Here is a 26,755-nt window from a genome sequence, read left to right on the forward strand (position 1 = left end):
CCCCCGCGCCTGCCGCTCCGGCCGCGCCCGCCGCTGCCGCCCCGGCTCCGGCCGCCCCGGCCGCCCCCGCGGCTCCGGCCCCCGCGCCGAAGCCCGCCCCCGCCCCGGTGACCCCGGCGCCGGCCGCTCCGGCCGCCGCCCAGCCGACCGACGAGGGTGCCTACGTCACCCCGCTGGTGCGCAAGCTCGCCGCCGAGAACGGCGTCGACCTGGCCACCGTCAAGGGCACCGGCGTCGGCGGCCGTATCCGCAAGCAGGACGTCATCGCCGCCGCCGAGGCCGCGAAGGCCGCCGCCGCTGCTCCGGCACCCGCCGCTGCCGCTCCGGCCGCCGCGAAGAAGGCGCCGGCCCTGGAGGTCTCCCCCCTCCGCGGCCAGACCGTCAAGATGCCGCGCATCCGCAAGGTCATCGGCGACAACATGGTCAAGGCGCTGCACGAGCAGGCGCAGCTCTCGTCGGTCGTCGAGGTCGACGTCACCCGCCTGATGAAGCTCCGCGCCCAGGCCAAGGACTCCTTCGCCGCGCGCGAGGGCGTCAAGCTCTCCCCGATGCCGTTCTTCGTGAAGGCGGCGGCCCAGGCGCTGAAGGCCCACCCGGTCATCAACGCCAAGATCAACGAGGCCGAGGGCACGATCACCTACTTCGACACCGAGAACATCGGTATCGCGGTGGACTCGGAGAAGGGCCTGATGACCCCGGTCATCAAGGGTGCGGGCGGCCTGAACCTCGCCGGCATCGCCAAGGCCACGGCCGACCTGGCCGGCAAGGTCCGCGCCAACAAGATCACGCCCGACGAGCTGTCCGGCGCGACCTTCACCATCTCCAACACCGGTTCGCGTGGCGCGCTGTTCGACACGATCATCGTGCCGCCGGGCCAGGTCGCGATCCTCGGCATCGGCGCGACGGTCAAGCGCCCGGCCGTGATCGAGACGGCGGAGGGCACGGTCATCGGCGTCCGCGACATGACCTACCTGACCCTCTCCTACGACCACCGCCTGGTGGACGGCGCCGACGCGGCCCGTTACCTGACGGCGGTCAAGGCGATCCTGGAGGCGGGCGAGTTCGAGGTCGAGCTCGGCCTCTGACCCTGCAGCGGGGACCAGCGAAAGGCGCCCCCGTCCGGAGACCTCCGGGCGGGGGCGCCTTGTCGTCGGCGGGGAGCGCTCAGGGCGTCAGGCCCGGCCGCCCTTCCAGTAGCCGCACTCCTCCACGTAGATGCGGTAGCCGCTGTACTCCCCGGAGCAGGCGCGGATCCACACCTCGTCCATCTCGGGGATGCTCAGGTTGATCGTGCGCACGGAGTTGACGCCGTTCGGGTTCCAGTACGTCTTGTACTCGGTGCCGCTGTAGCGCACCTGCACCACCGCGCTGCGGCCGTCCTTCGCGGTGTCCTCGATCGTGACGATCTCGCCGTAGTCCTCGAAGTGGGCGTGGGCGCGCAGCTCCAGGCTCCAGGAGTCCATGTCACTGGCGTGCGCGGACGTGGTCGTCACGGCGAGTCCGGCGGCGACAGCCGCGACGAAGGCCGAGCGGGCGAGCTTTCTGTTCACGCGGTTCCTCGTTTCCTCGGTGTGAGTGCGCACGAGGCGTACCGGAACAACGCGCGCCCGATCATCTACTGTCAGGCCCATGCCACCCCCCGTGCGGCAAAGATCATGGACGCCCTCTGAAGTCCGTGTCAACGTTCTGTGGCCGCGGGCCGGGCGGCACGCGCGTGTAAGTCTCGTCTCACCTGCACCAAAGCCCCCCTGTCGGCCCTCCCAGCGGAGCGCAACGGCCGTATTGTCTAAACGTCAACGCGCCCAAAGGAGCCCTCATGACCGCCCCCGTCATCCACTCGCTGCGCGAACAGATCCGCGAGCACATCCTGGAGGGGATCATCAGCGGTCGCTGGCAGCCGGGCGAGCGCATCGTGGAGCGGCGGATCGCCACGGAGCTGGAGGTCAGCCAGACCCCCGTACGTGAGGCGCTGCGCGAGCTGGAGTCCCTGCGCCTGATCGAGTCCGCGCCCAACAAGGGCGTGCGGGTACGGAATCTGACCGCCGCCGACCTGGAGGAGAGCTACCCGGTCCGGGCCGGCCTGGAGGCCATCGCCGCCGAACTCGCGGCCGACCGGCTCGCCGAGGACTGCTCGGCCCTGGAACCCCACGTCGGCGCCCTCTACGAGGCCGACCGCAACGCCGACGGCACGGGCCAGGTGCGGCACACCGTCGCCTTCCACCGCGAACTGGTGCGGGCCGCCGGCAACTCCGTGCTGCTGCACACCTGGGAGGGCCTGGGCATCGAGGTCTTCACGGCACTGTCCATCCGCTGGCTCGGGACCGTTCAGCAGTCGTACGCGGAGGAGCACGAGGAGCTGGTCCAGGCGTTCCGCAGGCGGGACCCGAGGATCGCGGAGCTGGTGAAGGCGCACGTCCTGGGCTGCGCGCCGCGGGCGTGACACAGCCGAGCATCCAGGCGCTCACCTGCGGAAACCGTTCGAAAACGCGGCACCCGGTGCCATCCCCAAAGGCACCGCATGCCGACTTTCTCGTAATCGAGAAGTTTTGCCCTTGAACCCTTTGATCGATCATCGATCAGGGAGTTATTGTCGCCGACGGACCACGCGGCGGCAGCCGCACGGTGTCACCACACCGAGGTCCCCGCCCTGTCCTGCCAAAGACCAAGGGCACCCCCGAACCCTTACCGATGAGGGAACCCCCTTCGACTGAGGAAGGCGGCGACATGACCGACCCCAACGCCATCCAGCCGAGCGAGCTCGACCAGCTCCCGGACCGCGACCCCGAGGAGACCGCCGAATGGCAGGCCTCGCTGGACGCGGTCGCCAAGGCTGCCGGCCCGCACCGTGCCGCGTTCCTGATGCGCCGCACGCTGGAGCGCGCGGAGGGCACCGGCGTCGCGCTGCCCAAGCTCCTCGAGACCGACTACGTCAACACCATCCCCACCGCCGCCGAGCCGCCCGTGCCCGGTGACGAGGCGATGGAGCGCCGTATCACCGCGTGGAACCGCTGGAACGCGGCCGCGATGGTGACCCGGGGCAGCAAACACGGCGTCGGCGGCCACATCGCCACCTTCGCCTCCGCCGCCTGGCTCTACGAGACCGGCTTCAACCACTTCTTCAAGGGCAAGGAGGCCGACGGCTCCGGCGACCAGCTCTACATCCAGGGCCACGCCTCCCCCGGCATCTACGCCCGCGCCTTCCTCGACGGCCGCCTGAACGAGACGCACCTGGACAACTTCCGCCAGGAGGCCGGAGGCAACGGCCTGCCGTCCTACCCGCACCCGCGCCGCCTGCCCTGGCTGTGGGAGTTCCCCACCGTCTCCATGGGCCTCGGCCCGCTGTCGGCGATCTACCAGGCGCGCTTCAACCGCTATCTGACGGCGCGCGGCATCAAGGACGTCTCGAACTCCCACGTCTGGGCGTTCCTCGGCGACGGCGAGATGGACGAGCCGGAGTCGACCGCCGCACTCGCCCTCGCCTCCCGCGAAGGTCTCGACAACCTGACCTTCGTCATCAACTGCAACCTGCAGCGCCTCGACGGCCCGGTCCGCGCGAACTTCAAGATCGTGCAGGAGCTGGAGGCCCAGTTCCGCGGCGCCGGCTGGAACGTCGTCAAGACGCTGTGGGGCACGGCCTGGGACGAGCTGTTCCAGCTCGACACCACCGGCGCACTCGTACGCCGGCTGCGCGAGGTACCGGACGCGCAGGTGCAGACGTACCAGACCCGCGACGCCGCCTACATCCGCCAGGACTTCTTCGGGGCCGACCCCGCGCTCGTCGAGATGGCCAGGCTGCTGTCCGACGACAAGATCCTGGAGTGCTTCCACCTCTCGCGCGGTGGCCACGAGGCCCGCAAGGTGTACGCGGCCTACAAGGCGGCGCTCGACCACAAGGGCGCGCCGACGGTCATCCTGGCCCAGACCGTCAAGGGCTTCACGCTCGGCGAGGGCTTCGCGTCGAAGAACGCCAACCACCAGATGAAGAAGCTGACGGTGGACGAGTTCAAGAAGATGCGCGACCTCCTTGAACTGCCGATCTCCGACGCTCAGTTCGTGGACGGCGTGGTGCCTTACGGCCACCCCGGCGCCGACTCCCCCGAGGTCCGCTACCTCCAGGAGTGCCGGGCCGCCCTCGGCGGTCCCGCACCGGCCCGCCGTACGCACGCCGTGGCGCCGCTGCCCGCCCCCGCCGAGAAGGCGTTCGCCTCCTTCGACAAGGGCTCGGGCTCCCAGAACGTGGCCACGACCATGGCTTTCGTCCGCCTGATCAAGGACCTGGTCCGCGACAAGGAGACCGGCAAGCGGTGGGTGCCGATCGTGCCGGACGAGGCGCGCACCTTCGGTATGGAGAGCCTGTTCCCCTCCCTCGGGATCTACTCCCCCAAGGGCCAGACGTACGAGCCGGTCGACCGCGACCAGCTCATGTACTACAAGGAGGCCGAGAACGGCCAGATCCTCAACGAGGGGATCACCGAGGCCGGTTCGATGGCCGACTTCATCGCCGCGTCCACCGCGTACGCGACGCACGGCGAGGCGATGATCCCGTTCTACATCTTCTACTCGATGTTCGGCTGGCAGCGCACCGCCGACCAGATGTGGCAGCTCGGCGACCAGCTCGGCCGCGGCTTCCTCATCGGCGCGACGGCGGGCCGTACGACGCTGACCGGCGAGGGCCTGCAGCACGCCGACGGTCACTCGCCGGTGATCGCGGCGACGAACCCGGCGGCGCTGACGTACGACCCGGCGTTCGCCTACGAGGTCGCGGCGATCGTCAAGGACGGTCTGCGCCGCATGTACGGCGAGGCGGCACCGGGCGAGGACCCGAACGTCTTCTACTACCTCACCGTCTACAACGAGCCGCTGCCGCAGCCCGCCAAGCCGGCCGTGGACGGCATCGAAGAGGGCATCGTCAAGGGCCTGTACCGCTTCAACACGGCGGAGTCGGCGGGCGTGACCGTGGCGGCGGCCAACGCCCCGCGCATCCAGCTCCTCGGCTCCGGCACGGCGATCCACTGGGCGCTTCAGGCGCAGCGGCTGCTCGCCGAGGAGTGGGGCGTGGCGGCCGACGTCTGGTCGGCGACGTCCTGGACGGAGCTGCGCCGGGACGCCCTGGAGGCGGACGCGGCGCTGCTGCGGGGCGAGGAGCGGGTCCCGTACGTCCGTCAGGCGCTCCACGGTGCCGAGGGCCCGGTGCTGGCGGTCTCCGACTACATGCGCCAGGTCCCCGACCAGATCGCCCAGTGGGTCGAGCAGGACTACTCCTCCCTCGGCGCCGACGGCTTCGGCCTCTCCGACACCCGCGAGGCGGCCCGCCGCCACTTCGGCGTCGACGCCCAGTCGATCGTCGTGGCGGCCCTGGCCCAGCTCGCGAGGCGGGGCGAGGTCAAGGCGACGGCGGTCAAGGAGGCGCGGGAGAAGTACGGCCTGTAAGGCCACCGCATCGACCGGAGGGTGCCGGCAGCCTTGCGCTGCCGGCACCCTCTTGTCCTCTCGGCGCTACTCCGCGGTGGGGATGCGCGCCTCGTCGGGCTCCGGCCCCGGGTCGGGGTGGCGGCGGAGCTGGATGATGGCCAGCACCAGGCCGCCCCACACGATGAGAATGGCGATGATCATCATGATGATGGCGCCACCGGACATCAGCGGTCCTCCTCTCCGTGCTCGCCCCGCCCTCGCCTGCGATGGGCCTCCTGCTCCTCTGCGGTCTCCATGTCGAGGTCGATCAGCCCGCCCCGGGCCGCCTTCCACGGGATCAGGGAGAGCAGCACGCCGACCACCAGCGCCCCGATGGCCACGCTCCAGCCCGCTCCCAGCAGGAACTCGGTGGAGTAGCCCTCGTAGTTCTCGTCGAACTCGTCCCGCAGGCTGTCGACCATCATCCAGCCCAGCACGACCGGTGTGATGAGGCCGAGGCAGATCCGCCACCACAGGCGCAGTTGCACGGCGGACGTCGCGTCGGCGTCCCGCTGGAGCTCGGGCAGCTTCCGCATCAGCCAGGCCACCGCGACCACACCCACCAGCGCGGCCAGCGCGATGCCGTACTGGTTGATGAAGTGGTCGGAGGCGTCGAGGAGATAGACGCCCTCGTTGGTCGGGAACAGCAGGATGGACGCGACGGCCACGGCGCCGCCGAAGACGAAGACGGCGGGGATGCGGTGCATGCCGGTGCGGTCCTGCACGGCGGAGACGACCACCTGCACGATGGAGATCAGCGAGGACAGACCGGCGATCACCAGCGAGACGAAGAAGATCACGCCGAACACGCCGCCCAGCCACATCTCGGAGATGATCGTCGGGAAGGCCACGAAGGCCAGTCCGAGCCCCGCGGTCGCCACCTCGTCGACCGGCACGCCCGCGCTCTGCGCCATGAAGCCCAGTGCGGCGAACACACCGATGCCGGCGAGGATCTCGAAGGAGCTGTTGGCGAACCCCGCGACCATGGCGGACCCGGTGAGGTCGGAGCGGCGCCGCAGATACGAGGCGTACGTGACCATGATGCCGAAGCCGATGGACAGCGAGAAGAAGATCTGGCCGTAGGCGGCCACCCAGACGCTGCCGTTGCCGAGTTCGGACCAGTCGGGCCGGAAGAAGGCGTCCAGGCCCTCGGCCGCCCCGTCCAGGGTGAGGGACCGGATCACCAGGGCGACGAAGAAGATCACCAGCAGCGGGATGAAGACCTTGTTGGCCTTCTCGATGCCGCGCCGGATGCCGAACGCCAGGATGACCAGCACCACCACCCAGACGGCGATGAGCGGCCACAGCACTCCGGAGACGTACCCGGAGACGAAGCCGGGCGCGTCGGCGGCCTTGAGGAAGCTGCCGAAGAGGAAGCCCTCCGGGTCGTCGCCCCAGGCCTCGTCGGCGGCGAATCCGACGTAGCGGACCGCCCAGGCGATGATGACGGCGTAGTAGGTGGCGATCACGAAGGAGATCGCCACCTGCCACCAGCCGATCACTTCCGCCGGGCGCGCCATCTGCCGCAGCGCGGCGGGGGGCGAGGTCCGGTATCTGCGACCGATCGCGTACTCCATGATGAGCAGCGGGATACCGGCCGTGAGCAATGCGATGAGATAGGGGAAGAGGAAGGCGCCGCCACCGTTCTGATAGGCGACGGCCGGAAAGCGCCAGATGTTGCCCAGCCCGATGGCGGAGCCGATGGCCGCCAGCAGGAATCCCGTTCGCGTGGCCCATTGTTCGCGGGGCTGTTGCGGCTTGTTCGCCATGTGTCGACGCTACCAACGGTCCCGGGCCGACCACAGGGTGTGTGCGTCCGAGCAGGTGACGCACCCGGCAGAATGAGGTCATGCGAGCCGCGCGGCTGATCAAGATGGTGCTGCTGCTCCAGTCCCGGCCGTCCATGACGGCCGCCGAACTGGCGCGGGAGCTGGAGGTGTCCGAGCGGACCGTCACCCGGGACGCGCAGGCCCTGTCGGAGGCGGGCGTGCCGGTGTACGCGGACCGGGGGCGGGCCGGCGGGTACCGGCTGATCGGCGGGTACCGGACGCGGCTGACGGGACTTCACCGCGGCGAGGCCGAGGCCCTGTTCCTGAGCGGGGTGCCGGGGGCGCTCAGGGAGATGGGGCTGGAGGACGCCGCCTCGGCGGCCCGGCTGAAGGTGTCGGCGGCGTTGCTGCCGTCCCTGCGCGACGCCTCGCGTACGGCGGCCCAGCGGTTCCATCTGGACGCCCCGAACTGGTTCAAGGAGCCGAAGACCCCGGCGCTGCTGCCGGCCGTGGCGGACGCGGTGTGGGACGACCGGCGGATCGTGGCGCGTTATCGGCGCGGGGAGGGGGAGCGTCAGCGGGACGTGGTGCGGGAGCTGGAGCCGTACGGGCTCGTGCTGAAGGCCGGTGTCTGGTACCTGTGCGCGCGGGTCGCCGGGCACGGCTCGTTCCGGGTCTACCGGATCGACCGGTTCACTGCGGTGGACGCCGGTGCCGAGCGGTTCACGCGGGACGAGGAGTTCGATCTGCCCTCGTTCTGGGAGGAGCGGGCGGAGCAGTTCGCGCGGTCGATCCTGCGGGCCGAGGTGGTGGTACGGCTGTCCGCGGCCGGGGCGGAGCGCCTGCCGTACGCCGTCGATCCGCAGTCGGCCCGGGAGGCCCTGGCGGCGGGCGCACCCGGCGAGGACGGCCGGGTGACGGTGACGCTGCCGGTGGAGTCGGAGGAGGTCGCGCACACCCAGTTGGCCATGCTGGGGCCGGAGGTCGAGGTGCTGGCACCGCCGGCCCTCCGGGAGAGGTTCGCCCAGGACGCCCGGCGGCTGGCCGCGCTGTACGGGACATAACAATCCGTCGCACTCCGCGTGCGCCCCACTCCCCCAGGCACGATGCTTGACCCGTGATGGACGAGACGGAGTTCTGGGAGCTGGTGGACGGCGCCCGTGAGGCGGCCGAGGGGGATCCCGAGGAGCAGGCCGACCTGCTCGTGGACCGGCTTGTCCGACTGGATCCCGACGCGGTGCTCGACTTCGCCCGTCACTTCGAGGCCCGCTACAACCGCGCGTACACCTGGGACCTGTGGGGCGCGGCGTGGGTCCTGCTGGACGGGGCCAGCGACGACGCGTTCGACTTCTTCCGGTGCTGGCTGATCGGCCAGGGCCGCGAGGTGTACGAGGGCGGGGTGCACGACCCCGACTCGCTCGCCGACCTGCTGGACGACTTCGACGAGGAGTTCGACGGCGACGGCGAGGAACTCGGCTACGCGGCGGACGAGGCCTACGAGCAGCTCACCGGCACCGTGGCCCCCGACCTCGGCATCCCGCCCGCGCCCGCGGAACCGGAGGGCACGGCGATCGACCTCGAGAACGAACGCGTGCTGGCGGAGCGGTTCCCCAGGCTGTGGGAGCGGTTCAAGGACTGAGTCCGCGGTCCGAGGACGACGGTCGCCACCGCGCAGACGACGGTCCAGACCCGCTTCCTGCTGTGGCCGCTGCTGTTGCTGCTCATGATCCCCACCTCCGGTCCTGTGAGGGGCTTCCGCGAAGGTTCACTCCCCGTCTCTTGACCCGTGGCGTGATCTCCGGCTTACCGTGGCCGCCCCGAACAGGAGTACCAGCCCATGACCAGCCCGTACGTGCGGGAGATCACGCGCGAGGACCATCTGGCCCATCTGCGGCTGTACCCCGACGCGAGCCATCTCCAGATCCCCGAGTGGGGCGATGTGAAGCCCGACTGGCAGGCGGAGAGCGTCGGCTGGTTCGAGGACGGCCCGGCCGGGGAGGTCCTGGTGGCGTCCGCGCTGGTCCTGTACCGCCCGCTGCCGGGCACCCGGCGCTGTCTCGCCTACGTCCCCGACGGGCCGGGCATCGACTGGCGCGCCCCGCGGGTGGACCGCCTGCTGGACGCCCTCGTCGCCCATGTGGAGCGGCGTGGGGCGTTCTCGGTGCGGATCGGGCCGCCGCTCGTCGTACGGCACTGGGAGGCGGACACCGTCGCGGCGGGCGTCGCCGACCCCGACGTACGCGATCTGCACGATCTGCCCGCGGACGGCCTCGACGGACACGCGCTGGACGTGGCGGAGAAGCTGGGGCGGCTCGGGTGGCGGCGGTGCGCGGAGGCCGGCGCGAACGGCTTCGGCCTCGGCCAGCCGCGCTACGGCTGCCAGGTGCCGCTGGCGGGGCGCTCGATGGACGAGCTGCGCGACGCCCTCGCGCCGCACTGGGAGCAGGCCCTGCGCACGGCCGAGCGGTCGGGTGTCGTCGTCTCCTGGGGCACCGCGGCCGATCTGCCCGACTTCCATCGCCTGTACACCGCGACCGCCGACCGCGACGGGTTCCGGGCCCGGCCGCTGGTCTACTTCCAGCGCATGTGGGCGTCCCTGAACGCGGTGGACGGCGACCGGGTCCGGGTCTATCTCGCCGAGTACGACGGCGAGGTGCTCTCCGCGGCGCTGATGATCAGCGTCGGCTCCCGGGTCTGGCACTCGTACGCCGCGTCCGGCCGCCGGGGCCGGGAGCTGCGGCCGAGCAGCGCGCTGCTGTGGCGGATGCTGGGGGACGCCCGGCAGTCAGGGGCACGGACGTACGACCTGCGCTCCATCACACCCACGCTCACCGAGGGCGACCGACTGCTCGGCCGACTGCTGTTCAAGACGGGAGCGGGCGGCCGGGCCGTGGAGTACCTCGGCGAGTGGGAGCGCCCGGTGGGCAGCCAGGGCAAGGCGCTGCAGCGGGCGGTGGGGGTGTATCTCGGCCGCAGATGACGGTGGGGCGGTCACGGTCTCTCTGAGGGAGGCGGGGGGTGTGCCTCGGCCGCAGATGACCGCACGGCGGTCAAGACCTGCCCTGCAGCCGGGCCGCGGTCTCCCTGATCTGCGGGAGGTGGGCCGTGAGGGCCGCGCCGGGGCAGCTTGTCATGTAGCCCTCGTTGTGGCCGGCGACGGCCGGGAGCGTGGCGGTGCTGCCGGCGGCGTAGCGGCTGTAGCTGTTGCTGGAGGTGAGGCGGACGCTCGCGCGGGGGTCGGTGTCGGAGAGGCCCAGCTTCCACGCGGCGAGCGCGGCGATCGCGTCGGTCATCGCCTTCGGCACGGGCACCCCGGCGGTGAAGGTGCCGATGGCCGCGATCCCGGTGGTGCGGTGGTTGAAGCCCTGAGTGTGGGCGCCGGTGACGGGCCGGTCGATGCCGCCCGCACGCCCCTCGTAGACGGTGCCGCACCGGTCGACGAGGAAGTTGTACCCGATGTCGTCCCAGTCCCGGGGGCCGGTCTGCCCGGCGTACAAATAGCGGATGATGCGGGGCACGTCGGCGCAGTCGTACCCGTTCGGTGAGTCGGTGTGGTGCACGAACACGGCGACGACCCGGTCGTCGTACCGCGGCGGCGGCTGACCGTGCCGTACCTCGTCGTCCAGCCAGGCCGCCCTCGACACGATGTGCGGCCGAGGCGCCTCGTGCGGGGCGGCGGGCTTGGCCGGGGCCGCCCGTCGCCCCGACGCCACGGTGTACTCGACGCCGCCGGCACAGAGCACCAGCGCGAGAACCGCGGCGAGCCCGGGGACGCACGCGAGCAGCACGAACAGGACACGCTCGCTGCCGGGCCCGCCCGCCCCCCGTATGCGCGCCGCCCACGGTATTCGTACGGCACGGGGTCTTCGTCTCCCCCGCGTACGCCTGAAGACCCTTCGGGTTGCCCGTCGCAAGACACGCATGGTCCTACTGTCCGACGGATCCGTTCCGCCCGCGATGTGTGGTGTGACACGCGGTGGAACCATCGTCCGGGTCCGGGGCGTTGCTCCAGGTGCACGCGGCGTGGCCGGTTTCGGGCGGCACCCGCGTGTGTGCTGATCAACGGGCACCTTCCGCGCGTACTAGGGAGTCCGAGAGAAAGGCGGCTGGAGTGGACCTGCTCGACATCCTGCTGTTCCTGGTGATCCTGGCCTACGCGGCGTCCGGCTACCGCCGGGGACTGGTCGCCGGCTGCGTCTCACTGGCCGGTTTCGTGGGCGGCGCGGTGGTCGGCGTATGGATTCTGCCGTGGATGATGGACCTGGTCACACCGGGTACGACGCAGGCGACGGTGACGGCCGTGCTCACGGTGCTGGTCCCGGCCGCGGTGGTGCACGAGCTGGCGGGGCGGCTGGCGCTGCGGCTGCGCAGGGAGCTGGACCGCGGGCCGCTCAGAGTGGCCGACGGCGTCGGCGGGGCCGTGGCCAACTCGGTGGCCGTGCTGCTGGTGGCCTGGGTGGCGGCCAGCGTCCTCGCCGCGTCCTCCTCCCCGCTGCTGACGTCGGCGATCCGCGACTCCCGACTGCTCGGCACGGTGCAGGACGCCATGCCGGACACGACTCCGGCCTGGTTCTCCCGGGCCACCTCCGCACTCACCGAGGCGGGCTTCCCGCAGGTCTTCAACCCGTTCGAGAACGAGCCGACCGCCGAGGTCGCCAAGCCCTCCGGCGACAGCGTCACGGCGGCCGCGACGGAGGCCGCCAAGCGCAGCACGGTCAAGATCGAGGGCGTCTCGGGCACCCAGGGCCGCGAGGGCAGCGGCTTCGTCTACGCCCCGGAGCATGTGATGACCAACGCCCATGTGGTGGCCGGCATCGACGAGCCGAGCGTCCGGATAGGCGGCGTCGGGCGGTCGTACGCGTCCCGGGTGGTGCTCTTCGACCCGGAGCGGGACGTCGCCGTGCTGTACGTGCCCGACCTCAGCGCCCCCGTCCTGCGGTTCGACGACGCCGCCACCCGCGGTGACTCGGCGGTCGTGGCGGGCTACCCGGAGGACGGCGACCTGAACCTTCAGGCGGCGACGGTCGCGAACCGGGTGCGGGCGACGGGCCAGAACATCTACAGCGACGACACCGTCACCCGGGAGATCTACTCGATCCGCTCCACGGTCCGCCCCGGCAACTCCGGCGGCCCGCTGCTGACCACGGACGGCAAGGTGTTCGGCGTGGTCTTCGCCCGCTCCACCTCGGACGCCGAGACCGGCTACGTCCTGACGGCGGCCGAGGTCGCCTCCGACGCCGAGCGCGCGGCGAACGCGACGGCGCCGGTGGACACGGGGGATCTCGTCACCTCGTGACGGCGGTCATAGCCCCCGCCCCATGATCACGTCATCCACGTACCGGCCGTCCAGGAAGAACTCCTCGGGCAGCACCCCCTCCACCACGAACCCCTCGGACTCGTACAGCTTCCGGGCGGGCGTGTTGTGGCCGAGGACGCGCAGCGTGAGCCGGCGCGCTCCCCGGCGGCGGGCCTCCTCGACGGCCGCGCGGACCAGCGCCCGGCCCACGCCCCGGCCCCGGGCCTCGTCGGCGACGGCGAGGCCCTGGATCTGCCGCACATGCGCGTTGGACGCGAGCGGGGTGGAAAAGGCCAGGCGGATGTAGCCGACGATGCGGCGGTCGAGTTCGGCGACCAGATGGTCGTCGGGGGCGTGGCGCTCGTCGAAGAACGGCGGGTAGGGCGGCTGCGGCCGCGGCATGACCGCGTGCAGCGGCGACCACGTGCGACGGTCGAGGAGGGACAGCTCCTCCTCGTCGTCCGGCAGGGCGATGCGTATGTACGGCGACTGGTGGGGCTCGGGCATGAGCGCCACCCTATGACCCGGGTACGCGAACCCGACCCGGGTCTTATGTGGTCAGAGGCAGGTCAGAGGCAGGATGGAGTCATGGAACTTTCAAGGATCGCCGTGGCCGGCTCTTCCGGTCTGATCGGCGGCGCCCTCGTGCGGTCGCTGGCCGCCGACGGGCACGAGGTGGTGCGGCTGGTGCGCCGGGCGCCCGAGTCCAAGGATGAGGTGCGCTGGGACCCGGAGGGCGGGTCCGTGGACCCGGCCGCGCTCGCCGGGTGTGACGCCGTGGTCAATCTGGCCGGCGCGAACGTGGGCTCGCGGCGCTGGACGCAGGCGTACAAGGCGAAGCTGCGGCGTGGCCGGGTGCTGGGCACGGCGACGCTGGCGAAGGCCATGGCGTCACTGAGTCCCGAACAGCGGCCGCGGGTCTTCGTCAACGGCAGTGCGATCGGCTACTACGGCGACACCGGCGCGCGGGCCGTCGACGAGAGCGCCCCGGCCGGGGCGGGCTTCCTGCCGTCGCTGGTGGTGGACTGGGAGGGCGCCGCGGCCGCGGCCCAGGAGGCGGGCGTACGGACGGTGTTCCCGCGCACGGGGTTGGTCGTGGCCCGCCACGGCGGGGCCTGGGGACGGCTGTTCCCGCTGTTCCAGGCGGGGCTCGGCGGGCGGATGGGGAACGGGCGGCAGTACTGGTCGTTCGTGTCGCTGCACGACGAGGTGGCCGCGATCCGGCATCTGATCGACCGTGACGATCTGTCGGGTCCGTTCAATGTGACCGCGCCGCAGCCGCTGACGAACCGTGAGATCACCGAGGCGATGGGCCGGGTGCTGCACCGGCCGACGCTCTTCACCGTCCCCGCGCCGGTGCTGCGCACGGTGCTCGGCGAGATGGCCGGGGACGTGCTCGGCAGCCAACGGGTGCTGCCCGCGCGGCTGCTGGAGTCCGGGTTCACGTTCGCCTTCCCGGAGATCGAGGGGGCGATCCGGGCGGCACGGTAGGTGCCGGTATGCGACCGCCGTGCGACCGTGCCCTGCCGATGCGCGACTGTTCCCGACCGATCACGGCTCTAACCTCGTGCCGAACTCGGGTATCCCCGGAGCCTGTTGGGGGCATCACGTCTCCACCGGCCGCGCAACCTCGAGGAGGGGCACGTGCTTGAGCCCGCGTACCAGGCGGACGTCGTGATCGTGGGAGCCGGGGTCGCCGGACTCTCCGCGGCGCATCGGCTGACCAGCGCTGGAGTGACGACCGCAGTCCTGGAGGCCGCCCCGTATCCGGGCGGCCGCATGTCGACCGAGAAGATCGACGGGTTCCGGCTCGACCGGATCGGGCAACTCCTGTCGACCTCGTATCCCGAACTCCGCCTCACCCCAGGCCTCGACGCACTGGCGCTGCGCCCCTTCGCGCCAGGAGTACTGCTGCACAGCGACGGACGCCGACAGCGCGCGGGCGCGGTGCCGAGCGCACTGGGCGCGAGGCGCGCAAGGGGCGCACTGCACGCGGTACGCGCCCTGGCGAGCGCCCCTCGAGCGGGGGCCGTACGGGGCGTTCCGGGAGCGGCTGCCCTACCGCGGGTGCGCGCGGGCGCCCCGCTGGGCAGCGCCGTCGACCAGGCCCGGCTCGGCGCCGCGCTCGCCCGCCTCGCCTCCTCCCCCGTCGAACGGCTGCTGGCCCGCCCCGAGTCGCCGGCCGCACAGGCCCTCGCGGAGCGCAGGGTTCCGGCGCGCACGATCGACGGCTTCCTGCGGCCGCTGCTGGCCGCGCTGCTGTGCGACCCCGGGCTGACGACGTCCAGCCGGTGCGCGGATCTCGCCCTGCGCGCCTTCGCGAGCGGGCGGCTGTGCGTGCCCGAGGGCGGCGCCGAGGCCCTGCCGGAGCTGCTCGCGGCGGCGCTGCCGCCGGGCACCGTGCACACCAGGATGCGGGTGACATCGGTGGCCACGACGTCCGTGACCACCGCGGAGCACGGCGAGATACGCTGCCGGGCCGTGCTGCTGGCGACGGACGCGCGGACCGCCGCCGAACTGCTGCCGGGCCTGCGCGTGCCCGACTTCCACCCCGTGACGGTCGTCCACCACACCACGGACGAGCCGCCCACGACCGGCGCCTCGCTGCTGCTCGACGCCGACCGGGGCGGCCCGGTCGCGCACACGGCGCTGATCAGCCAGGTCGACCCGACCCGGGCACCGGCGGGCCGGGCCCTGGTCTCCTCGACGGTCCTGGGCACCCCGCCGCCCGACATCGACACGGCCGTACGCATGCACCTGTCCCGCCTCTACGGCACCTCCACGGCCCGCTGGGAGACCCTCGCCGTACACCACACCCCCGAGGCCGTCCCCGCCATGCGCCCACCCCACGACCTGCGCCGCCCGGTACGCCTCCTGGCGGGCCTGTACGTCTGCGGCGACCACCGCGACACCAGCACCGTCCAAGGCGCCCTGCACTCGGCACACAGGGCCGCGTCGGCGATTCTGACGGACCTGGGGGCGGCGGGGTCGCTGCACAGGGGGGAGCCGTTACGGGCGGCGGCATAAGGCGCACGGCACTTACAGCAACGCCGCAACCTTGTCCCGATACCCCCTCACAGGCGCCGCATCCCGATAAGGCTCCAACCTCCGCTCGAAGTCCTTGACGTACTCGATCGCCCGCACGGACCGCATCTCCACCGCGGCCCCCGCGGCCTCCGCCCCCAGCGCACAGGCCTGGTCGAGCTCGCCCAGACCCAGCCGCGCAGAGGCGAGGACGACCCGCGAGAACAGCCGGCTGCGGGCATACGCGGGCGCACGCAACTGCAACGACCGCTCCGCGTGCTGCGCCGCCGCCCGGAACTGCTGCAGATCCCGGTGGCAGTGCCCGAACTCGTCGGCGAGCTGCGCCTCGTCGAAGAACCGCGCCCAGTACGGCACATCATCACCGGGGCGCGCCGCCTCCAGGGCGCGCTCCGCCCGCACCAGGGAGGCCGTACAGGCGCGCACCTCGCCCAGTACGCCGTGCCCGCGCGCCTCGCACGCGTGCAACAGCGCCTGCACGACCGGCGGTGCGCCGGTGCCCACCCCCTGCTGGGCCACCCGCGCCAGCTGGACGGCCTCGCGGCCGTGCCCGAGGTAGACGGCCTGGCGGCTCATCGTGACGAGGACGTAGGAGCCGTAGGGCCGGTCCCCCGCGGCCTGGGCGAGCCGCAGCGACTGCACGAAGTAGCGCTGCGCGAGCCCGTGCGCCGCGATGTCGTACGAGGTCCAGCCCGCGAGCCTGGTGAGGTCCGCGGCGGCGGCGAACAGGCGGCGGCCGGTCTGCTCGCCGTAGGTGCCGCGCAGCAGCGGCTCGCACTCGTGCTCCAGATAGCGCACGAGGGCCTGCCGGGCGTGGCCGCCGCCGTACATGTCGTCGAGGGAGCGGAACAGCTCGCCGACGGAGCGCAGGGCGGCGATGTCGCCGCCGGTGACCTTCTGGCCGGGGCCGCGCTCGGCCTGGTTGCGCTGGCGGGGTACGGCCGCCGGGCGGCCCTGGACCGGGATGCGGGCCAGCGGCTCGCCGCGGGCGACCTTCTCGTCGGCGCGGCCGATCAGCCAGTCCCGGCTGGGCACGACGAGCCCGGCCGGGGTGAAGGCGATCTTGCGCAGTTCGGCATGGCTGCCGGAGTCCTTGCGCCACAGGCCGCTGACGATGTCGACGGCCTCCTCGGGGGTCGCGGCGAACTCCAGCCCGGCGTACACGGGCGCGCAGGCGTCGAGGCCGAGGTCCTGGGCGGTGAGCCGGCGGCCGAGGCGACGGGTGAAGACCTCGGCGATGAGGGCGGGCGTCGTGCCGCGCGGCTGCTGTCCGCGCAGCCACCGGGTCACGGATGTCTTGTCGTATCTGAGATCAAGCCCATGTTCGAGACCGAGCTGGTCCACTCGGCGGGCGAGACCCGCGTTGGAGAATCCCGCTTCTGCGATGAGCGCGGCGAGTTGGCGGTTGGGAGTGCGCTGCGCGGGTCGTTCCGTCATCTGCGGTGCGGTCTCCTGCCTTTCGGGCCTCGCAAGGCCATACGGCCATCGAGTGCCCGGATTGCCGGTGAGCAGCCCTTTTGGCCTCTCGAACGGCGCGAATGTAGCGGAGAGTAAGCAGTCGATCGCACATTACGGCGCCTATTCATCCGATCGTGTGAGGATTGCCCTACCGGGCTGACGCTGACCGCGCGAGCCCACTCGAACGAGCCGGTCGTACAGTGGCGTAGGCACGCTTCGTGCCTTACGGCTTACCAGGTCTGCCAGGGAGGCGCTTGCCGTGAGTGAGTTGCGGTTCGTCCGTATGGGATTCGGCGCGGACGCCGTCGAATACCAGGAGGCGTGGGACGAGCAGCGCCGGGTGCACGCGGCGCGGTTCGAGGACGAGATCCCCGACACCGTCCTGCTGCTCGAACACCCCCCGGTCTATACGGCGGGCCGGCGCACGGCGGACAACGAGCGGCCCCTGGACGGCACGCCGGTGGTCGACGTGGACCGCGGCGGCAAGATCACCTGGCACGGCCCGGGCCAGCTCGTGGGCTACCCGATCCAGAAGCTGCCGCGCCCGGTGGACGTCGTGGCGCACGTGCGGCGGCTGGAGGAGGCCCTGATCCGCACCTGCGCGGAGTTCGGCCTTCAGACCACGCGCGTGGAGGGCCGCAGCGGAGTGTGGGTCCTGGGCGACCCCGTCGAGCGGCGCCCCGCCCGGAGTGGAGGGGCAGCGCGCAGCGCTTCGACTGAGGGTGGTGGCGGGCGACGGGCGGGACTGTCCCTGGACTTCGACCCCCGCCTCACCGACGAGGAGTTCGACCCGCGACTGAACGGCCCCGAGTACGCCCCCTCCAACGCCGGCCAGCGGCGCGAGGACCGCAAGATCGCGGCGATCGGGATCCGGGTGGCCAAGGGCGTGACGATGCATGGCTTCGCGCTGAACGTGAACCCGGACAACAAGTGGTTCGACCGAATCATCCCGTGCGGCATCCGGGACGCGGGGGTCGCCTCGCTGGCGGCCGAGCTGGGCCGGGACGTCACCATCGACGAGGTGCTGCCGGTGGTCGAGCGGCACCTGCGGGACGTACTGGAGAACGCGGAGTTGAAGCCGCGGGAGATCGAGAAGACGCCGGCGGCATAAACAGGCCCGTGGAGGGGCTGACACCCACGCAGGCATTCAAATCCACGGGCGTACCCTTGAGGGCGCCGAAGAATCAATCGCTAGGGAGCCAGTCGTGTCCGCAGTCTCACCGGACGGACGCAAGATGCTGCGCCTGGAGGTCCGCAACAGCCAGACCCCCATCGAGCGCAAGCCCGAGTGGATCAAGACCCGGGCGAAAATGGGCCCCGAGTACACGAAGATGCAGAACCTCGTGAAGAGCGAGGGCCTGCACACGGTCTGCCAGGAAGCCGGCTGCCCGAACATCTACGAGTGCTGGGAGGACCGCGAGGCGACCTTCCTCATCGGCGGCGACCAGTGCACCCGGCGCTGCGACTTCTGCCAGATCGACACCGGCAAGCCCGAGGCGCTCGACCGCGACGAGCCGCGCCGGGTCGGTGAGTCCGTGGTCACCATGGACCTGAACTACGCCACCATCACCGGCGTCGCCCGCGACGACCTCCCGGACGGCGGCGCCTGGCTGTACGCCGAGACGGTGCGGCAGATCCACCAGCAGACCGTGGACCGCGAGGCCGGCCGGACCAAGGTCGAGCTACTCGCCCCCGACTTCAACGCCGTACCGGAACTGCTCGAAGAGGTCTTCGCCTCTCGGCCCGAGGTCTTCGCGCACAACGTCGAGACGGTCCCGCGGATCTTCAAGCGCATCCGCCCCGGCTTCCGCTACGAGCGCTCCCTGAAGGTCATCACCGAGGCCCGCGACTACGGCCTGGTCACCAAGTCCAACCTGATCCTCGGCATGGGCGAGACCCGCGAGGAGGTCAGCGAGGCGCTGCGGCAACTGCACGAGGCGGGCTGCGAGCTGGTCACCATCACGCAGTACCTGCGCCCGAGCGTCCGCCACCACCCGGTGGAGCGCTGGGTCAAGCCGCAGGAGTTCGTGGAGCTGAAGGAGGAGGCCGAGCAGATCGGCTTCTCCGGCGTGATGTCCGGACCGCTGGTCCGCTCCTCCTACCGGGCCGGGCGGCTCTACCAGATGGCCGTCGAGAGGCGTGGAACGTACGTCGCCTCCCAGGCGGTCTGATGGCACGGAGTGCCACCGCAGTCGTGTGAATCTGCGCACAAGCAACTACCCGCTGGTAGAGATCTGTTGACGCGGTTCTGGGACGTCCCCGCAGATAGGGGCGTCATCAGGGCCGCGTCAAGCTTTTTCGGCCGCGCATTAAGGCTTCATTGGTGTTTGACCGCTCGGTCACGCCCTGGTAACACCAATCAGTGACCCTGGTTGTACACCCCGTGCACCACCCGCCGAAGCCGCCATTCCCGAGGGGGGACCTCCACCATGCAGGCCGCGCCCGTTCGCGCCAACGCCATCCCGTCCTTCACCGATGCACTCCGTGCCGTCGAGCACCTGCTCATGAGCAGCGGTCAGCGCACCGCCCGCCGCAACGCCTGGACCTCCGTGCTGGAGGACCGCCGTCGCGCCAAGGACCGGGTCGAGGCCCAGCGCGTCCTCGATCAGACCCCGGTCCCCCACCTCTGAGGCTGCCGTCGTCGACGCCTCCGGGGCCACGTAGACTTCGTGGCATGGCGAGGAAGGAAACCGCAGCGGACGCTGCGAACCCCGGGCGACTGAAGCAGATCGCCCTGACCTACAAGATGACCCGCAGGGCCGACAAGAAGATCGGTCTTGTACTCGCGGCAGTCGGAATCGTCACCTTCGGTGTCTTCCTCGCGATCGGTTTCTTGATCGGTCACCCCATCTATCTCGGCATCCTGGGCCTGCTGCTCGCCTTCCTCGCGTCGGCGATCGTCTTCGGGCGCCGGGCCGAGCGGGCGGCCTTCGGGCAGATGGAAGGCCAGCCGGGCGCCGCAGCGGCCGTGCTGGACAACATCGGACGGGGCTGGACGACGACACCCGCGGTGGCGATGAACCGCAGCCAGGACGTGGTCCACCGGGCCGTCGGCAAGGCCGGCATCGTGCTGGTCGCCGAGGGCAACCCGAACCGGGTGAAGAGCCTGCTGGCCGCCGAGAAGAAGAAGATGAACCGCGTCGTCGCGGACGTGCCGGTGCACGATCTGATCGTCGGCGTCGGCGAGGGCCAGGTCCCGCTGAAGAAGCTGCGGACCACCATGGTGAAGCTGCCGCGCGTGCTCACCGGCCCCCAGGTGACCGCCACCAACGACCGGCTGCGGGCCATGGGCGACCTGATGAGCAACATGCCGATGCCGAAGGGGCCCATGCCGAAGGGCATGAAGCTGCCGAAGGGCGGGCCGAAGGCTCGCTGATTCCCCTCGTACGAGAAAGGGGGCGCCCGGATCACGCGGCGGTAGCCGCATATGGATGTGGTCCGGGCGCCCCCTTCGTCGTACGGCTACATGCGCACTTCCACGGTCCGCGCCAGCCGGTCGTGCAAGCCCCGGCCGTCGCGGTCCCAGATCAGGGCCGGGACGGCGACGCAGAGCAGGGCCGTGCGCAGCAGGGCGCGCAGTGGGTTCACCGTGCCGGTCTCCAGGACGACCACGCGCAGGCCAAAGAGCCGCTTACCCGGAGTGAAGCCGACCGAGCCCACGGTCAGGGCGCTCATCACGAAGAACAGGAGCAGGGCCCAGTTGCTGGTCGCCTGGCCGTAGCCGTCGGTGATGAGACCGTATGCGATCAAGAGGCAGATGCCCCAGTCGACGGCGAGCGCTCCGAGCCGCCGTCCCGGGCCGGCGACGGAGCCCGGGCCCTCCTTCGGAAGGCCGAGTTGCTGACCCCGGTATCCAAAGTCGACACCGGCGTCCTCGGCGGCCGCGCGGGGGCCGGAGAGCCAGGATCCGATTGCTTGCCTCTTGTCCACGTGCCCACGGTACTGTGCCCGTTTTGCGATGTGGACAGGTGGGGTGAGGTGCGGGATGTCCGGTTAACGTGTGTGAAACAAATGGGTCACGCCCGAGAAATCACCCGTCCCTAGGGTCGAGGTCAGCGTGTGCCACCGCACTGGCCGCACGACCGAACTACCACCCCGGCACGGACGGTCGGGAGTAGGAGGAGCTGGATGTTCCAGAACGCCGACGAGGCCAAGAAGTTCATCGCGGACGAGGACGTCAAGTTCGTCGACGTCCGCTTCTGCGACCTGCCGGGCGTCATGCAGCACTTCACGGTGCCCGTCGAGGCGTTCGACCCGGACGACGAGCTCGCCTTCGACGGATCGTCGATCCGCGGTTTCCAGGCGATCCACGAGTCCGACATGGCGCTGCGTGCCGACCTGTCGACGGCCCGGGTCGACCCGTTCCGCCGCGACAAGACGCTCAACATCAACTTCTTCATCCACGACCCGATCACGGGCGAGCAGTACTCCCGTGACCCGCGCAACGTGGCCAAGAAGGCCGAGGCCTACCTCGCCTCCACCGGTATCGCGGACACCGCGTACTTCGGTCCGGAGGCCGAGTTCTACGTCTTCGACAGCGTGCGTTTCGCCACGTCGTCGAACGAGTCCTTCTACCACATCGACTCCGAGGCGGGCGCCTGGAACACCGGTGCCCTCGAGGACAACCGTGGTTACAAGGTCCGCTACAAGGGCGGTTACTTCCCGGTCCCACCGGTCGACCACTTCGCCGACCTGCGTGCCGAGATCACCCTGGAGCTGAACAACGCCGGCCTGCAGGTCGAGCGCCAGCACCACGAGGTGGGCACCGCCGGCCAGGCCGAGATCAACTACAAGTTCAACACGCTGCTCGCCGCCGCCGACGACCTCCAGCTCTTCAAGTACATCGTGAAGAACGTCGCCTGGCGCAACGGCAAGACCGCGACCTTCATGCCGAAGCCGATCTTCGGTGACAACGGCTCGGGCATGCACGTGCACCAGTCGCTGTGGCAGTCCGGCTCCCCGCTCTTCTACGACGAGGCCGGTTACGCGGGCCTGTCGGACACCGCCCGCTACTACATCGGCGGCATCCTCAAGCACGCCCCGTCGCTGCTGGCCTTCACCAACCCGACGGTGAACTCGTACCACCGTCTGGTGCCGGGCTTCGAGGCGCCGATCAACCTGGTGTACTCGCAGCGCAACCGCTCGGCCGCGATGCGTATCCCGATCACGGGCTCCAACCCGAAGGCCAAGCGCGTCGAGTTCCGCGCGCCCGACTCCTCCGGCAACCCGTACCTGGCCTTCTCGGCCCTGCTGCTCGCGGGCCTGGACGGCATCAAGAACAAGATCGAGCCGGCCGAGCCGATCGACAAGGACCTGTACGAGCTGGCTCCCGAGGAGCACGCGAACGTCGCCCAGGTCCCGACCTCCCTCCCGGCCGTCCTCGACTCCCTCGAGGCCGACCACGAGTTCCTCCTCCAGGGCGACGTGTTCACGCCGGACCTGATCGAGACGTGGATCGACTACAAGCGCGCGAACGAGATCGCGCCGCTGCAGCTTCGTCCGCACCCGCACGAGTTCGAGCTCTACTTCGACGTGTGATCGACACCGTCGACGTGTGATCGGCGCCTGATCCAGGCATAGCGCCCGCGCCCCCGCTGTTGTACCGACGGCGGGGGCGCGGGCGTATGTTCTATTCTTCGGGTGAGACGACGCGGGGGTGGACGGATGCCGGAGCGACACGAACAGGACGATCAGGAGCGGGAGTTCGACCTGAAGTGGGCGGACAACGCCGAGCACAAGGAGCCCTCGGCGCGGGCCCGTATGCTCGCCGCGCGCTGGAAGGAGAACCCGCCCGGCCCGGTGCCGTTCCGGGGCGATCCCGATCATGTGGCACGGCAGCGCCACCGCTCGGGCTGGGTGTCCACGGCGATCGTCCTCGGCTGTGTGGCCGCGGTGATCCTGCTGCTGGGGTACCTCAACTTCCGAGGGTCGTACTGAGGTACTGAGGGCCGTAGTAGGGACCTTTTGCCCCTCCTGGAGCCTTTCGGGACCGCTTAATGGGGCGCATCCGATGCACACTGGCAGTGGGGCGAGTGCCTGACTGCGCGGGGTGATGCGAGATGCAGAGCCGCTTTCAGAGCGATCGGCGGCTGACGGCCCGGATGGGCGTCACGCTGTTTCTGCTCGGGTTGTTGTACGTGGGCTTCGTGGCCGCGTTGATCGTGTTGCTGAAGTCCTGGGTGCTGGTCGTCGTGATCGCGGCGGGGCTGCTGGGGGCCCAGTACTGGTTCTCCGACCGGGTCGCGCTGTTCGCGATGCGCGGGCGGGTCGTGGAGCGGGAGGAGTATCCCGAGCTGCACGGGGTCGTCGACCGGCTGTGTGCCATCGCCGACATGCCCAAGCCCGTGGTGGCCGTGTCGGAGATGGACATGCCGAACGCGTTCGCCACCGGGCGCAATCCCGAGCATGCCGTGGTGTGTGTGACGACGGGGCTGCTGCGGCGGCTGGAGCCCGACGAGCTGGAGGGTGTGCTCGCGCATGAGCTGTCGCACGTGGCGCACAAGGACGTCGCGGTGATCACCGTCGCCTCGTTCCTCGGGGTGATCGCGGGGCTGATCGTGCGGTTCGCCTTCTACTCGCAGCTCTTCGGCGGTGGGCGCCGGGACCAGAACACCGCCGTGATCTTCGCCGCGGTGCTCGGGGTGTCGGCGGCCGTGTACGCGATCAGCTTCGTGCTGATCCGGGCCCTGTCCCGGTACCGGGAGCTGGCCGCCGACCGGGCTGCGGCGCTGCTCACCGGGCGTCCTTCGGTGCTGGCCTCCGCCCTCACCAAGGTCTCCGGCGACATCGCCCGGATCCCGACCAGGGACCTGCGCACGGCTCAGGCCTTCAACGCCTTCTACTTCACGCCCGCGCTGGGCCGGGAGCCCGGCATAGCGAACCTCTTCTCGACCCACCCGAGCCTGGAGCAGCGGCTCGAACAGCTCGGGCGGATCTCCACCGAACTGGGCGAGGCGTCGGCTCCCGGAGGGGCGTGAGATGGGGCTGCTGGACATTCTGCTCGGCCGTACCAAGCCGGTCGCACCCGATCTCGACCAGCTCTTCGGGCTGCCGTCGGCGGCGGTGACGCTGGAGGCGGCGGCCGGGTTCCGGCCGACCGGCAGCGGGGCGGTGTGCTTCGCGACGGTCGAGGGGGCGGCCTTCGAGCAGACGCACCGCGAGGTCCAGGCGCTGCTGGATGCGGACGCCGAGCGCGAGGGCCGGCCGGTGCGGCTGACCCGGGACGGCTACGGCTACTCGTGGCTGGTCTCCGAGCGCACCCCGGACCGGTTGCCGGAGCTGGTCAACGATCTGCACGCGGTGAACAGCGCGATGGAGGTCAACGGCTTCGGGCCGCAGCTGCTGTGCTCAGTGGCCGGGTTCGAGGACGACGAGGGCAGACGGCTCGCCCTCGTCTACCTCTACAAACGCGGCACCTTCTATCCCTTCGCACCCCTGCCCGGCGCGGCGGAGCGCCGCGACAACCCGCTGGAGCTGCGGGTGAAGGCCGCCCTCGCCGACGACCTGCGGATCGAGCAGGATCTGACCCGCTGGTTCCCGGTCTGGGGCGCCCCCGGCCTGTGACTCAGCTGCTCTTCCCGCGCTCCTGACGACGGGACTCCAAAGGACGCTCGCGGCGGTAGCGGCGCTCCCACTTGGCCTGCATGTCGCGGCGGTCGCGGTAGGCGCGGTAGTCCGAGGGCATGGCTCCTCCCGACGAGGACCCTCCCCCGGCCCCGCCGCTCGACGCGGAGGAGTCCCGGCCGTACTGGAGGTACAGGAACAGCACGGCGACGGCGGCGAGCCAATAGAGGTGGTTTCCGAATCCCAAGATCACCAGGACCACGGTCCCGGACAAGACGATGGTGCCCATCACGGGCCTCCGTGTGCGTGGGTTGAATCTGGATCTGAGCGGTGATCTGTCCCGGCGGGGCGCTGGGGGAAGGCGGCCCTCCGTCGGTGCGTAGAGACTAGCTCCGAGTCCGCAGGGTGACCCCCGCCCTGCGGAAAGCGGCGTGAACTGCTCCGTTACGCGTGTCCAGGGTAGGGAGACGGTCACTGCGCGTGCATCTCCTTTTCCCGGGCGGGAGTGTCAGTGGAGGCGGGGAAGATGGGGGCGATGATGTCGTCGCGGGTGGAGGCCGGGATGGGTGACGGGGTGCGGTACATCGGGGTGGACGAGCGGCGGGCCCGGCTGGGGGTGCGGCACCGGCTGGCCGGGGAGGCGCGGGCGCAGGGGCCCGCCGACGTGGCCGAGTCGCTGGTCGCGCTGCACGGCTCCGATCCGGCCACCGTGTACCTGGCCGTGGGCGCGCGGCTGGCGGAGGCCGCGAAGACCGTCGCGGAGACCGAGCGGGCGCTGTACGAGGACCGTGCGCTGGTGCGGATGCACGGCATGCGGCACACCGTGTTCGTGTTCCCCACCGAGCTGACCGCCGTCGTGCACGCCTCCACCGGCCTCGCGGTCGCCGCCCGGGAGCGGGCCTCGCTGATCAAGCACATGGCGACGGCCGGAGCGCCGGACGCGGCGTGGCTCGCGGAGGTCGAGGAGTCGACGCTGGCCGCGCTGGCCCGGCGCGGACAGGCCACGGCGGCCGAACTCGGCGAGGACGAACCGCGGTTGCGCGAGCAGTTCGTGTATGCGGCCGGCAAGAGCTACGAGGGGATGCACAGCGTCTCGACGCGGCTGCTGAGAGTGCTGGGCGTCGAGGGGAAGGTCGTGCGGGGGCGGCCGCTGGGCTCCTGGACGTCCTCGCAGTTCCGGTGGGCGGTGGCACCCGAGCATCCCGAGCTGGACGCGGCCGAGGCACAGGCGGAGCTGCTGCGGCGCTGGCTCACGGCGTGCGGTCCGGCGACCGAGGCCGACCTGAAGTGGTGGACCGGGTGGCGGGTGACGGAGGTGCGCCGGGCGCTGGCGGCGATCGGGGCGCAGGCCGTGTCCCTGGACGACGGGACGGGGGGCGAGGGGACGGGGTACGTCGTCGACGGTGACGTCGATCCGGTGGCGGGGCCCGCGGAGCCGTGGGCGGCGCTGCTGCCTGGGCTCGACCCCACGGCGATGGGGTGGCAGCAGCGGGACTGGTATCTGGCACCGGAGCTGCGGCCCGCGCTGTTCGACAGGAGCGGCAATGTGGGGCCGACGGTGTGGTGGAACGGACGGGTCGTGGGCGGGTGGGCCCAGCGCGCCGACGGGGAGATCGTCTGGCGGCTGCTGGAGGACCTCGGGGGTGCGCAGCGGCGTGCGGTCGAGGCAGCCGTCGCGATGGAGGCGGAGCGGGTGCGGGGGTGGGTGGGGGCGGCACGGGTGACGCCCCGGTTCCGGACGCCGCTGGAGCGGGAGTTGTCGGGCGGCGGCTGACGGGCGCCGTGCGACGCCACCAGCGCCGGGTGCCCCCGCGAAGAGACGGCACCCGGCGCCACGGCTACCGCGAGTACCGCATCAGCGCCCTGACCATGTGGCACGTCGTGTCCGACGGCGGGTGGACGCCGATCGTCTCCGCGGTGTCCCGGATCGTCTCGTTGCGCGCCTGGTTCGGCAGGTAGACGCCCGAGTCGAGGAGCGCTATCGCGAGGCGCATCGCCTTCAGGCGGCGGTTGTGGGTGATGTACCACTCGCGCGGGCGGCCCGGCGGCAGCGGTCGCTTCTCCAGCGGTGCGTACGGCAGGTCGAGCAGCACCGGGTGCTTCGCGGTGGACTGGGTGGGCAGCGGCTTGCGGGTCGGCTTCGTCTTCGGCTTCAGTGCGGCAGCGGGCACAGGCA

At 71.1% G+C, this 26,755-nt stretch carries 27 protein-coding genes; 18 read left to right on the top strand and 9 right to left on the bottom strand.

The genetic code is table 11. The features are described from left to right. Nucleotides 1-1,085, top strand: a 1,085-nt coding sequence (gene sucB / locus ACP4J3_RS30205) for a 2-oxoglutarate dehydrogenase, E2 component, dihydrolipoamide succinyltransferase (protein WP_426539220.1), incomplete at its 5' end; no start/stop codon positions are given. 87 nt (nucleotides 1,086-1,172) lie between these two features. Here sucB and ACP4J3_RS30210 read toward each other — a convergent pair. Further along, nucleotides 1,173-1,550 (bottom strand): hypothetical protein, encoded by a 378-nt coding sequence (locus tag ACP4J3_RS30210; RefSeq protein ID WP_426539221.1) that lies wholly within the window; start codon nucleotides 1,548-1,550, stop codon nucleotides 1,173-1,175. 266 nt (nucleotides 1,551-1,816) lie between these two features. On the opposite strand from ACP4J3_RS30210, the gene ACP4J3_RS30215 reads away from it, so the two are divergent. Continuing rightward, complete coding sequence (locus ACP4J3_RS30215; RefSeq protein ID WP_426539222.1) at nucleotides 1,817-2,440, top strand: GntR family transcriptional regulator; 624 nt, start codon at nucleotides 1,817-1,819, stop codon at nucleotides 2,438-2,440. 284 nt (nucleotides 2,441-2,724) lie between these two features. Beyond that, nucleotides 2,725-5,430, top strand: coding sequence for a pyruvate dehydrogenase (acetyl-transferring), homodimeric type (gene aceE / locus ACP4J3_RS30220; protein ID WP_426539223.1), 2,706 nt, complete (start codon nucleotides 2,725-2,727; stop codon nucleotides 5,428-5,430). Between the two features lie 66 nt (nucleotides 5,431-5,496). Here aceE and ACP4J3_RS30225 read toward each other — a convergent pair whose 3' ends face one another. Continuing rightward, entirely contained in the window at nucleotides 5,497-5,637 is a 141-nt protein-coding gene (locus tag ACP4J3_RS30225) for a methionine/alanine import family NSS transporter small subunit (RefSeq protein WP_426539224.1), read from the bottom strand. After that, entirely contained in the window at nucleotides 5,637-7,220 is a 1,584-nt protein-coding gene (locus tag ACP4J3_RS30230) for a sodium-dependent transporter (protein ID WP_426539225.1), read from the bottom strand. The genes ACP4J3_RS30225 and ACP4J3_RS30230 overlap by 1 nt, the downstream gene beginning before the upstream one ends. A gap of 80 nt (nucleotides 7,221-7,300) precedes the next feature. Between ACP4J3_RS30230 and ACP4J3_RS30235 the strand changes: the two genes are divergently transcribed. The 3 genes from ACP4J3_RS30235 to ACP4J3_RS30245 all read left to right on the top strand — a co-directional run bounded on the left by ACP4J3_RS30235 (nucleotide 7,301) and on the right by ACP4J3_RS30245 (nucleotide 10,200). Beyond that, nucleotides 7,301-8,284, top strand: a complete 984-nt coding sequence (locus tag ACP4J3_RS30235) for a helix-turn-helix transcriptional regulator (protein ID WP_426539226.1) — start codon at nucleotides 7,301-7,303, stop codon at nucleotides 8,282-8,284. 56 nt (nucleotides 8,285-8,340) lie between these two features. Then, the gene (locus ACP4J3_RS30240; RefSeq protein ID WP_426539380.1) at nucleotides 8,341-8,859 is read left to right on the top strand and encodes a DUF4240 domain-containing protein; all 519 of its coding nucleotides are present in this window, start codon (nucleotides 8,341-8,343) and stop codon (nucleotides 8,857-8,859) included. A 198-nt stretch (nucleotides 8,860-9,057) separates the two neighbouring features. Beyond that, nucleotides 9,058-10,200: a lipid II:glycine glycyltransferase FemX gene (locus ACP4J3_RS30245; RefSeq protein WP_426539227.1), complete on the top strand. Its 1,143-nt coding sequence runs from the start codon at nucleotides 9,058-9,060 to the stop codon at nucleotides 10,198-10,200. A gap of 70 nt (nucleotides 10,201-10,270) precedes the next feature. Here the strand turns inward: ACP4J3_RS30245 and ACP4J3_RS30250 are convergent, their stop codons facing one another. After that, nucleotides 10,271-11,008, bottom strand: a complete 738-nt coding sequence (locus ACP4J3_RS30250) for a peptidoglycan recognition protein family protein (RefSeq protein WP_426539228.1) — start codon at nucleotides 11,006-11,008, stop codon at nucleotides 10,271-10,273. A 323-nt stretch (nucleotides 11,009-11,331) separates the two neighbouring features. On the opposite strand from ACP4J3_RS30250, the gene ACP4J3_RS30255 reads away from it, so the two are divergent. Continuing rightward, on the top strand, nucleotides 11,332-12,516 hold the full coding sequence (locus ACP4J3_RS30255; protein ID WP_426539229.1) for a MarP family serine protease: 1,185 nt from the start codon (nucleotides 11,332-11,334) through the stop codon (nucleotides 12,514-12,516). Nucleotides 12,517-12,522: 6 nt separating this feature from the next. Here ACP4J3_RS30255 and ACP4J3_RS30260 read toward each other — a convergent pair whose 3' ends face one another. Continuing rightward, complete coding sequence (locus ACP4J3_RS30260) at nucleotides 12,523-13,023, bottom strand: N-acetyltransferase family protein (protein WP_426539230.1); 501 nt, start codon at nucleotides 13,021-13,023, stop codon at nucleotides 12,523-12,525. Between the two features lie 81 nt (nucleotides 13,024-13,104). Here ACP4J3_RS30260 and ACP4J3_RS30265 point away from each other — a divergent pair, with 81 nt between their 5' ends. Together ACP4J3_RS30265 and ACP4J3_RS30270 are read left to right on the top strand one after the other, a co-directional pair. Beyond that, on the top strand, nucleotides 13,105-14,007 hold the full coding sequence (locus ACP4J3_RS30265; RefSeq protein WP_426539231.1) for a TIGR01777 family oxidoreductase: 903 nt from the start codon (nucleotides 13,105-13,107) through the stop codon (nucleotides 14,005-14,007). Nucleotides 14,008-14,160: 153 nt separating this feature from the next. Beyond that, nucleotides 14,161-15,543 (top strand): NAD(P)/FAD-dependent oxidoreductase, encoded by a 1,383-nt coding sequence (locus tag ACP4J3_RS30270; protein WP_426539232.1) that lies wholly within the window; start codon nucleotides 14,161-14,163, stop codon nucleotides 15,541-15,543. A gap of 12 nt (nucleotides 15,544-15,555) precedes the next feature. On the opposite strand, the gene ACP4J3_RS30275 is transcribed toward ACP4J3_RS30270, so the two are convergent. Continuing rightward, a complete protein-coding gene (locus tag ACP4J3_RS30275; protein WP_426539233.1) occupies nucleotides 15,556-16,995 on the bottom strand; it encodes a regulator in 1,440 nt (479 codons plus the stop codon). Between the two features lie 280 nt (nucleotides 16,996-17,275). Here ACP4J3_RS30275 and lipB point away from each other — a divergent pair, with 280 nt between their 5' ends. From lipB to ACP4J3_RS30295, 4 genes are all read left to right on the top strand, one after another. Then, nucleotides 17,276-18,127 carry a lipoyl(octanoyl) transferase LipB gene (gene lipB, locus ACP4J3_RS30280; RefSeq protein ID WP_426539234.1) on the top strand — a complete coding sequence of 284 codons (852 nt, stop codon included), beginning with the start codon at nucleotides 17,276-17,278 and terminating at the stop codon, nucleotides 18,125-18,127. Between the two features lie 94 nt (nucleotides 18,128-18,221). Further along, nucleotides 18,222-19,187, top strand: coding sequence for a lipoyl synthase (gene lipA, locus ACP4J3_RS30285; RefSeq protein ID WP_426539236.1), 966 nt, complete (start codon nucleotides 18,222-18,224; stop codon nucleotides 19,185-19,187). Nucleotides 19,188-19,445: 258 nt separating this feature from the next. Then, a complete protein-coding gene (locus ACP4J3_RS30290; protein WP_426539237.1) occupies nucleotides 19,446-19,646 on the top strand; it encodes a hypothetical protein in 201 nt (66 codons plus the stop codon). Nucleotides 19,647-19,690: 44 nt separating this feature from the next. Further along, on the top strand, nucleotides 19,691-20,392 hold the full coding sequence (locus ACP4J3_RS30295; RefSeq protein WP_426539238.1) for a DUF4191 domain-containing protein: 702 nt from the start codon (nucleotides 19,691-19,693) through the stop codon (nucleotides 20,390-20,392). Between the two features lie 86 nt (nucleotides 20,393-20,478). Here the strand turns inward: ACP4J3_RS30295 and ACP4J3_RS30300 are convergent, their stop codons facing one another. Beyond that, nucleotides 20,479-20,946 (bottom strand): RDD family protein, encoded by a 468-nt coding sequence (locus ACP4J3_RS30300; RefSeq protein ID WP_426539239.1) that lies wholly within the window; start codon nucleotides 20,944-20,946, stop codon nucleotides 20,479-20,481. A gap of 198 nt (nucleotides 20,947-21,144) precedes the next feature. Between ACP4J3_RS30300 and glnA the strand changes: the two genes are divergently transcribed. From glnA to pspAB, 4 genes are all read left to right on the top strand, one after another. Next, nucleotides 21,145-22,554 (top strand): type I glutamate--ammonia ligase, encoded by a 1,410-nt coding sequence (gene glnA / locus ACP4J3_RS30305; RefSeq protein ID WP_426539240.1) that lies wholly within the window; start codon nucleotides 21,145-21,147, stop codon nucleotides 22,552-22,554. 126 nt (nucleotides 22,555-22,680) lie between these two features. Then, nucleotides 22,681-22,953 carry a hypothetical protein gene (locus ACP4J3_RS30310; protein ID WP_426539241.1) on the top strand — a complete coding sequence of 91 codons (273 nt, stop codon included), beginning with the start codon at nucleotides 22,681-22,683 and terminating at the stop codon, nucleotides 22,951-22,953. A gap of 122 nt (nucleotides 22,954-23,075) precedes the next feature. Next, on the top strand, nucleotides 23,076-23,993 hold the full coding sequence (gene htpX, locus ACP4J3_RS30315) for a zinc metalloprotease HtpX (RefSeq protein ID WP_426539242.1): 918 nt from the start codon (nucleotides 23,076-23,078) through the stop codon (nucleotides 23,991-23,993). Between the two features lies 1 nt (nucleotide 23,994). Then, complete coding sequence (gene pspAB, locus ACP4J3_RS30320; protein ID WP_426539244.1) at nucleotides 23,995-24,579, top strand: PspA-associated protein PspAB; 585 nt, start codon at nucleotides 23,995-23,997, stop codon at nucleotides 24,577-24,579. 1 nt (nucleotide 24,580) lies between these two features. Here the strand turns inward: pspAB and ACP4J3_RS30325 are convergent, their stop codons facing one another. Then, nucleotides 24,581-24,868, bottom strand: coding sequence for a hypothetical protein (locus tag ACP4J3_RS30325; RefSeq protein WP_426539245.1), 288 nt, complete (start codon nucleotides 24,866-24,868; stop codon nucleotides 24,581-24,583). 273 nt (nucleotides 24,869-25,141) lie between these two features. On the opposite strand from ACP4J3_RS30325, the gene ACP4J3_RS30330 reads away from it, so the two are divergent. Then, nucleotides 25,142-26,353 (top strand): winged helix DNA-binding domain-containing protein, encoded by a 1,212-nt coding sequence (locus ACP4J3_RS30330; protein ID WP_426539381.1) that lies wholly within the window; start codon nucleotides 25,142-25,144, stop codon nucleotides 26,351-26,353. Nucleotides 26,354-26,417: 64 nt separating this feature from the next. Here ACP4J3_RS30330 and ACP4J3_RS30335 read toward each other — a convergent pair whose 3' ends face one another. Continuing rightward, nucleotides 26,418-26,750, bottom strand: a complete 333-nt coding sequence (locus ACP4J3_RS30335) for a hypothetical protein (RefSeq protein ID WP_426539246.1) — start codon at nucleotides 26,748-26,750, stop codon at nucleotides 26,418-26,420. Between the last annotated feature and the right edge of the window lie 5 nt (nucleotides 26,751-26,755).

The organism is Streptomyces sp. UG1 (assembly GCF_049974585.1).
Taxonomy (GTDB): domain Bacteria; phylum Actinomycetota; class Actinomycetes; order Streptomycetales; family Streptomycetaceae; genus Streptomyces.

What these genes read in the sequence shown, in the direction of transcription:
- ACP4J3_RS30215 (WP_426539222.1), top strand. Translation starts at nt 1,817, where the DNA reads ATGACCGCCCCCGTCATCCACTCGCTGCGCGAACAGATCCGCGAGCAC.
- aceE (WP_426539223.1), top strand. Translation starts at nt 2,725, where the DNA reads ATGACCGACCCCAACGCCATCCAGCCGAGCGAGCTCGACCAGCTCCCG.
- ACP4J3_RS30225 (WP_426539224.1), bottom strand. Translation starts at nt 5,637, where the DNA reads ATGTCCGGTGGCGCCATCATCATGATGATCATCGCCATTCTCATCGTG.
- ACP4J3_RS30230 (WP_426539225.1), bottom strand. Translation starts at nt 7,220, where the DNA reads ATGGCGAACAAGCCGCAACAGCCCCGCGAACAATGGGCCACGCGAACG.
- ACP4J3_RS30235 (WP_426539226.1), top strand. Translation starts at nt 7,301, where the DNA reads ATGCGAGCCGCGCGGCTGATCAAGATGGTGCTGCTGCTCCAGTCCCGG.
- ACP4J3_RS30240 (WP_426539380.1), top strand. Translation starts at nt 8,341, where the DNA reads ATGGACGAGACGGAGTTCTGGGAGCTGGTGGACGGCGCCCGTGAGGCG.
- ACP4J3_RS30245 (WP_426539227.1), top strand. Translation starts at nt 9,058, where the DNA reads ATGACCAGCCCGTACGTGCGGGAGATCACGCGCGAGGACCATCTGGCC.
- ACP4J3_RS30260 (WP_426539230.1), bottom strand. Translation starts at nt 13,023, where the DNA reads ATGCCCGAGCCCCACCAGTCGCCGTACATACGCATCGCCCTGCCGGAC.
- ACP4J3_RS30265 (WP_426539231.1), top strand. Translation starts at nt 13,105, where the DNA reads ATGGAACTTTCAAGGATCGCCGTGGCCGGCTCTTCCGGTCTGATCGGC.
- ACP4J3_RS30275 (WP_426539233.1), bottom strand. Translation starts at nt 16,995, where the DNA reads ATGACGGAACGACCCGCGCAGCGCACTCCCAACCGCCAACTCGCCGCG.
- ACP4J3_RS30290 (WP_426539237.1), top strand. Translation starts at nt 19,446, where the DNA reads ATGCAGGCCGCGCCCGTTCGCGCCAACGCCATCCCGTCCTTCACCGAT.
- ACP4J3_RS30295 (WP_426539238.1), top strand. Translation starts at nt 19,691, where the DNA reads ATGGCGAGGAAGGAAACCGCAGCGGACGCTGCGAACCCCGGGCGACTG.
- glnA (WP_426539240.1), top strand. Translation starts at nt 21,145, where the DNA reads ATGTTCCAGAACGCCGACGAGGCCAAGAAGTTCATCGCGGACGAGGAC.
- ACP4J3_RS30310 (WP_426539241.1), top strand. Translation starts at nt 22,681, where the DNA reads ATGCCGGAGCGACACGAACAGGACGATCAGGAGCGGGAGTTCGACCTG.
- htpX (WP_426539242.1), top strand. Translation starts at nt 23,076, where the DNA reads ATGCAGAGCCGCTTTCAGAGCGATCGGCGGCTGACGGCCCGGATGGGC.
- pspAB (WP_426539244.1), top strand. Translation starts at nt 23,995, where the DNA reads ATGGGGCTGCTGGACATTCTGCTCGGCCGTACCAAGCCGGTCGCACCC.
- ACP4J3_RS30325 (WP_426539245.1), bottom strand. Translation starts at nt 24,868, where the DNA reads ATGGGCACCATCGTCTTGTCCGGGACCGTGGTCCTGGTGATCTTGGGA.
- ACP4J3_RS30330 (WP_426539381.1), top strand. Translation starts at nt 25,142, where the DNA reads ATGGGTGACGGGGTGCGGTACATCGGGGTGGACGAGCGGCGGGCCCGG.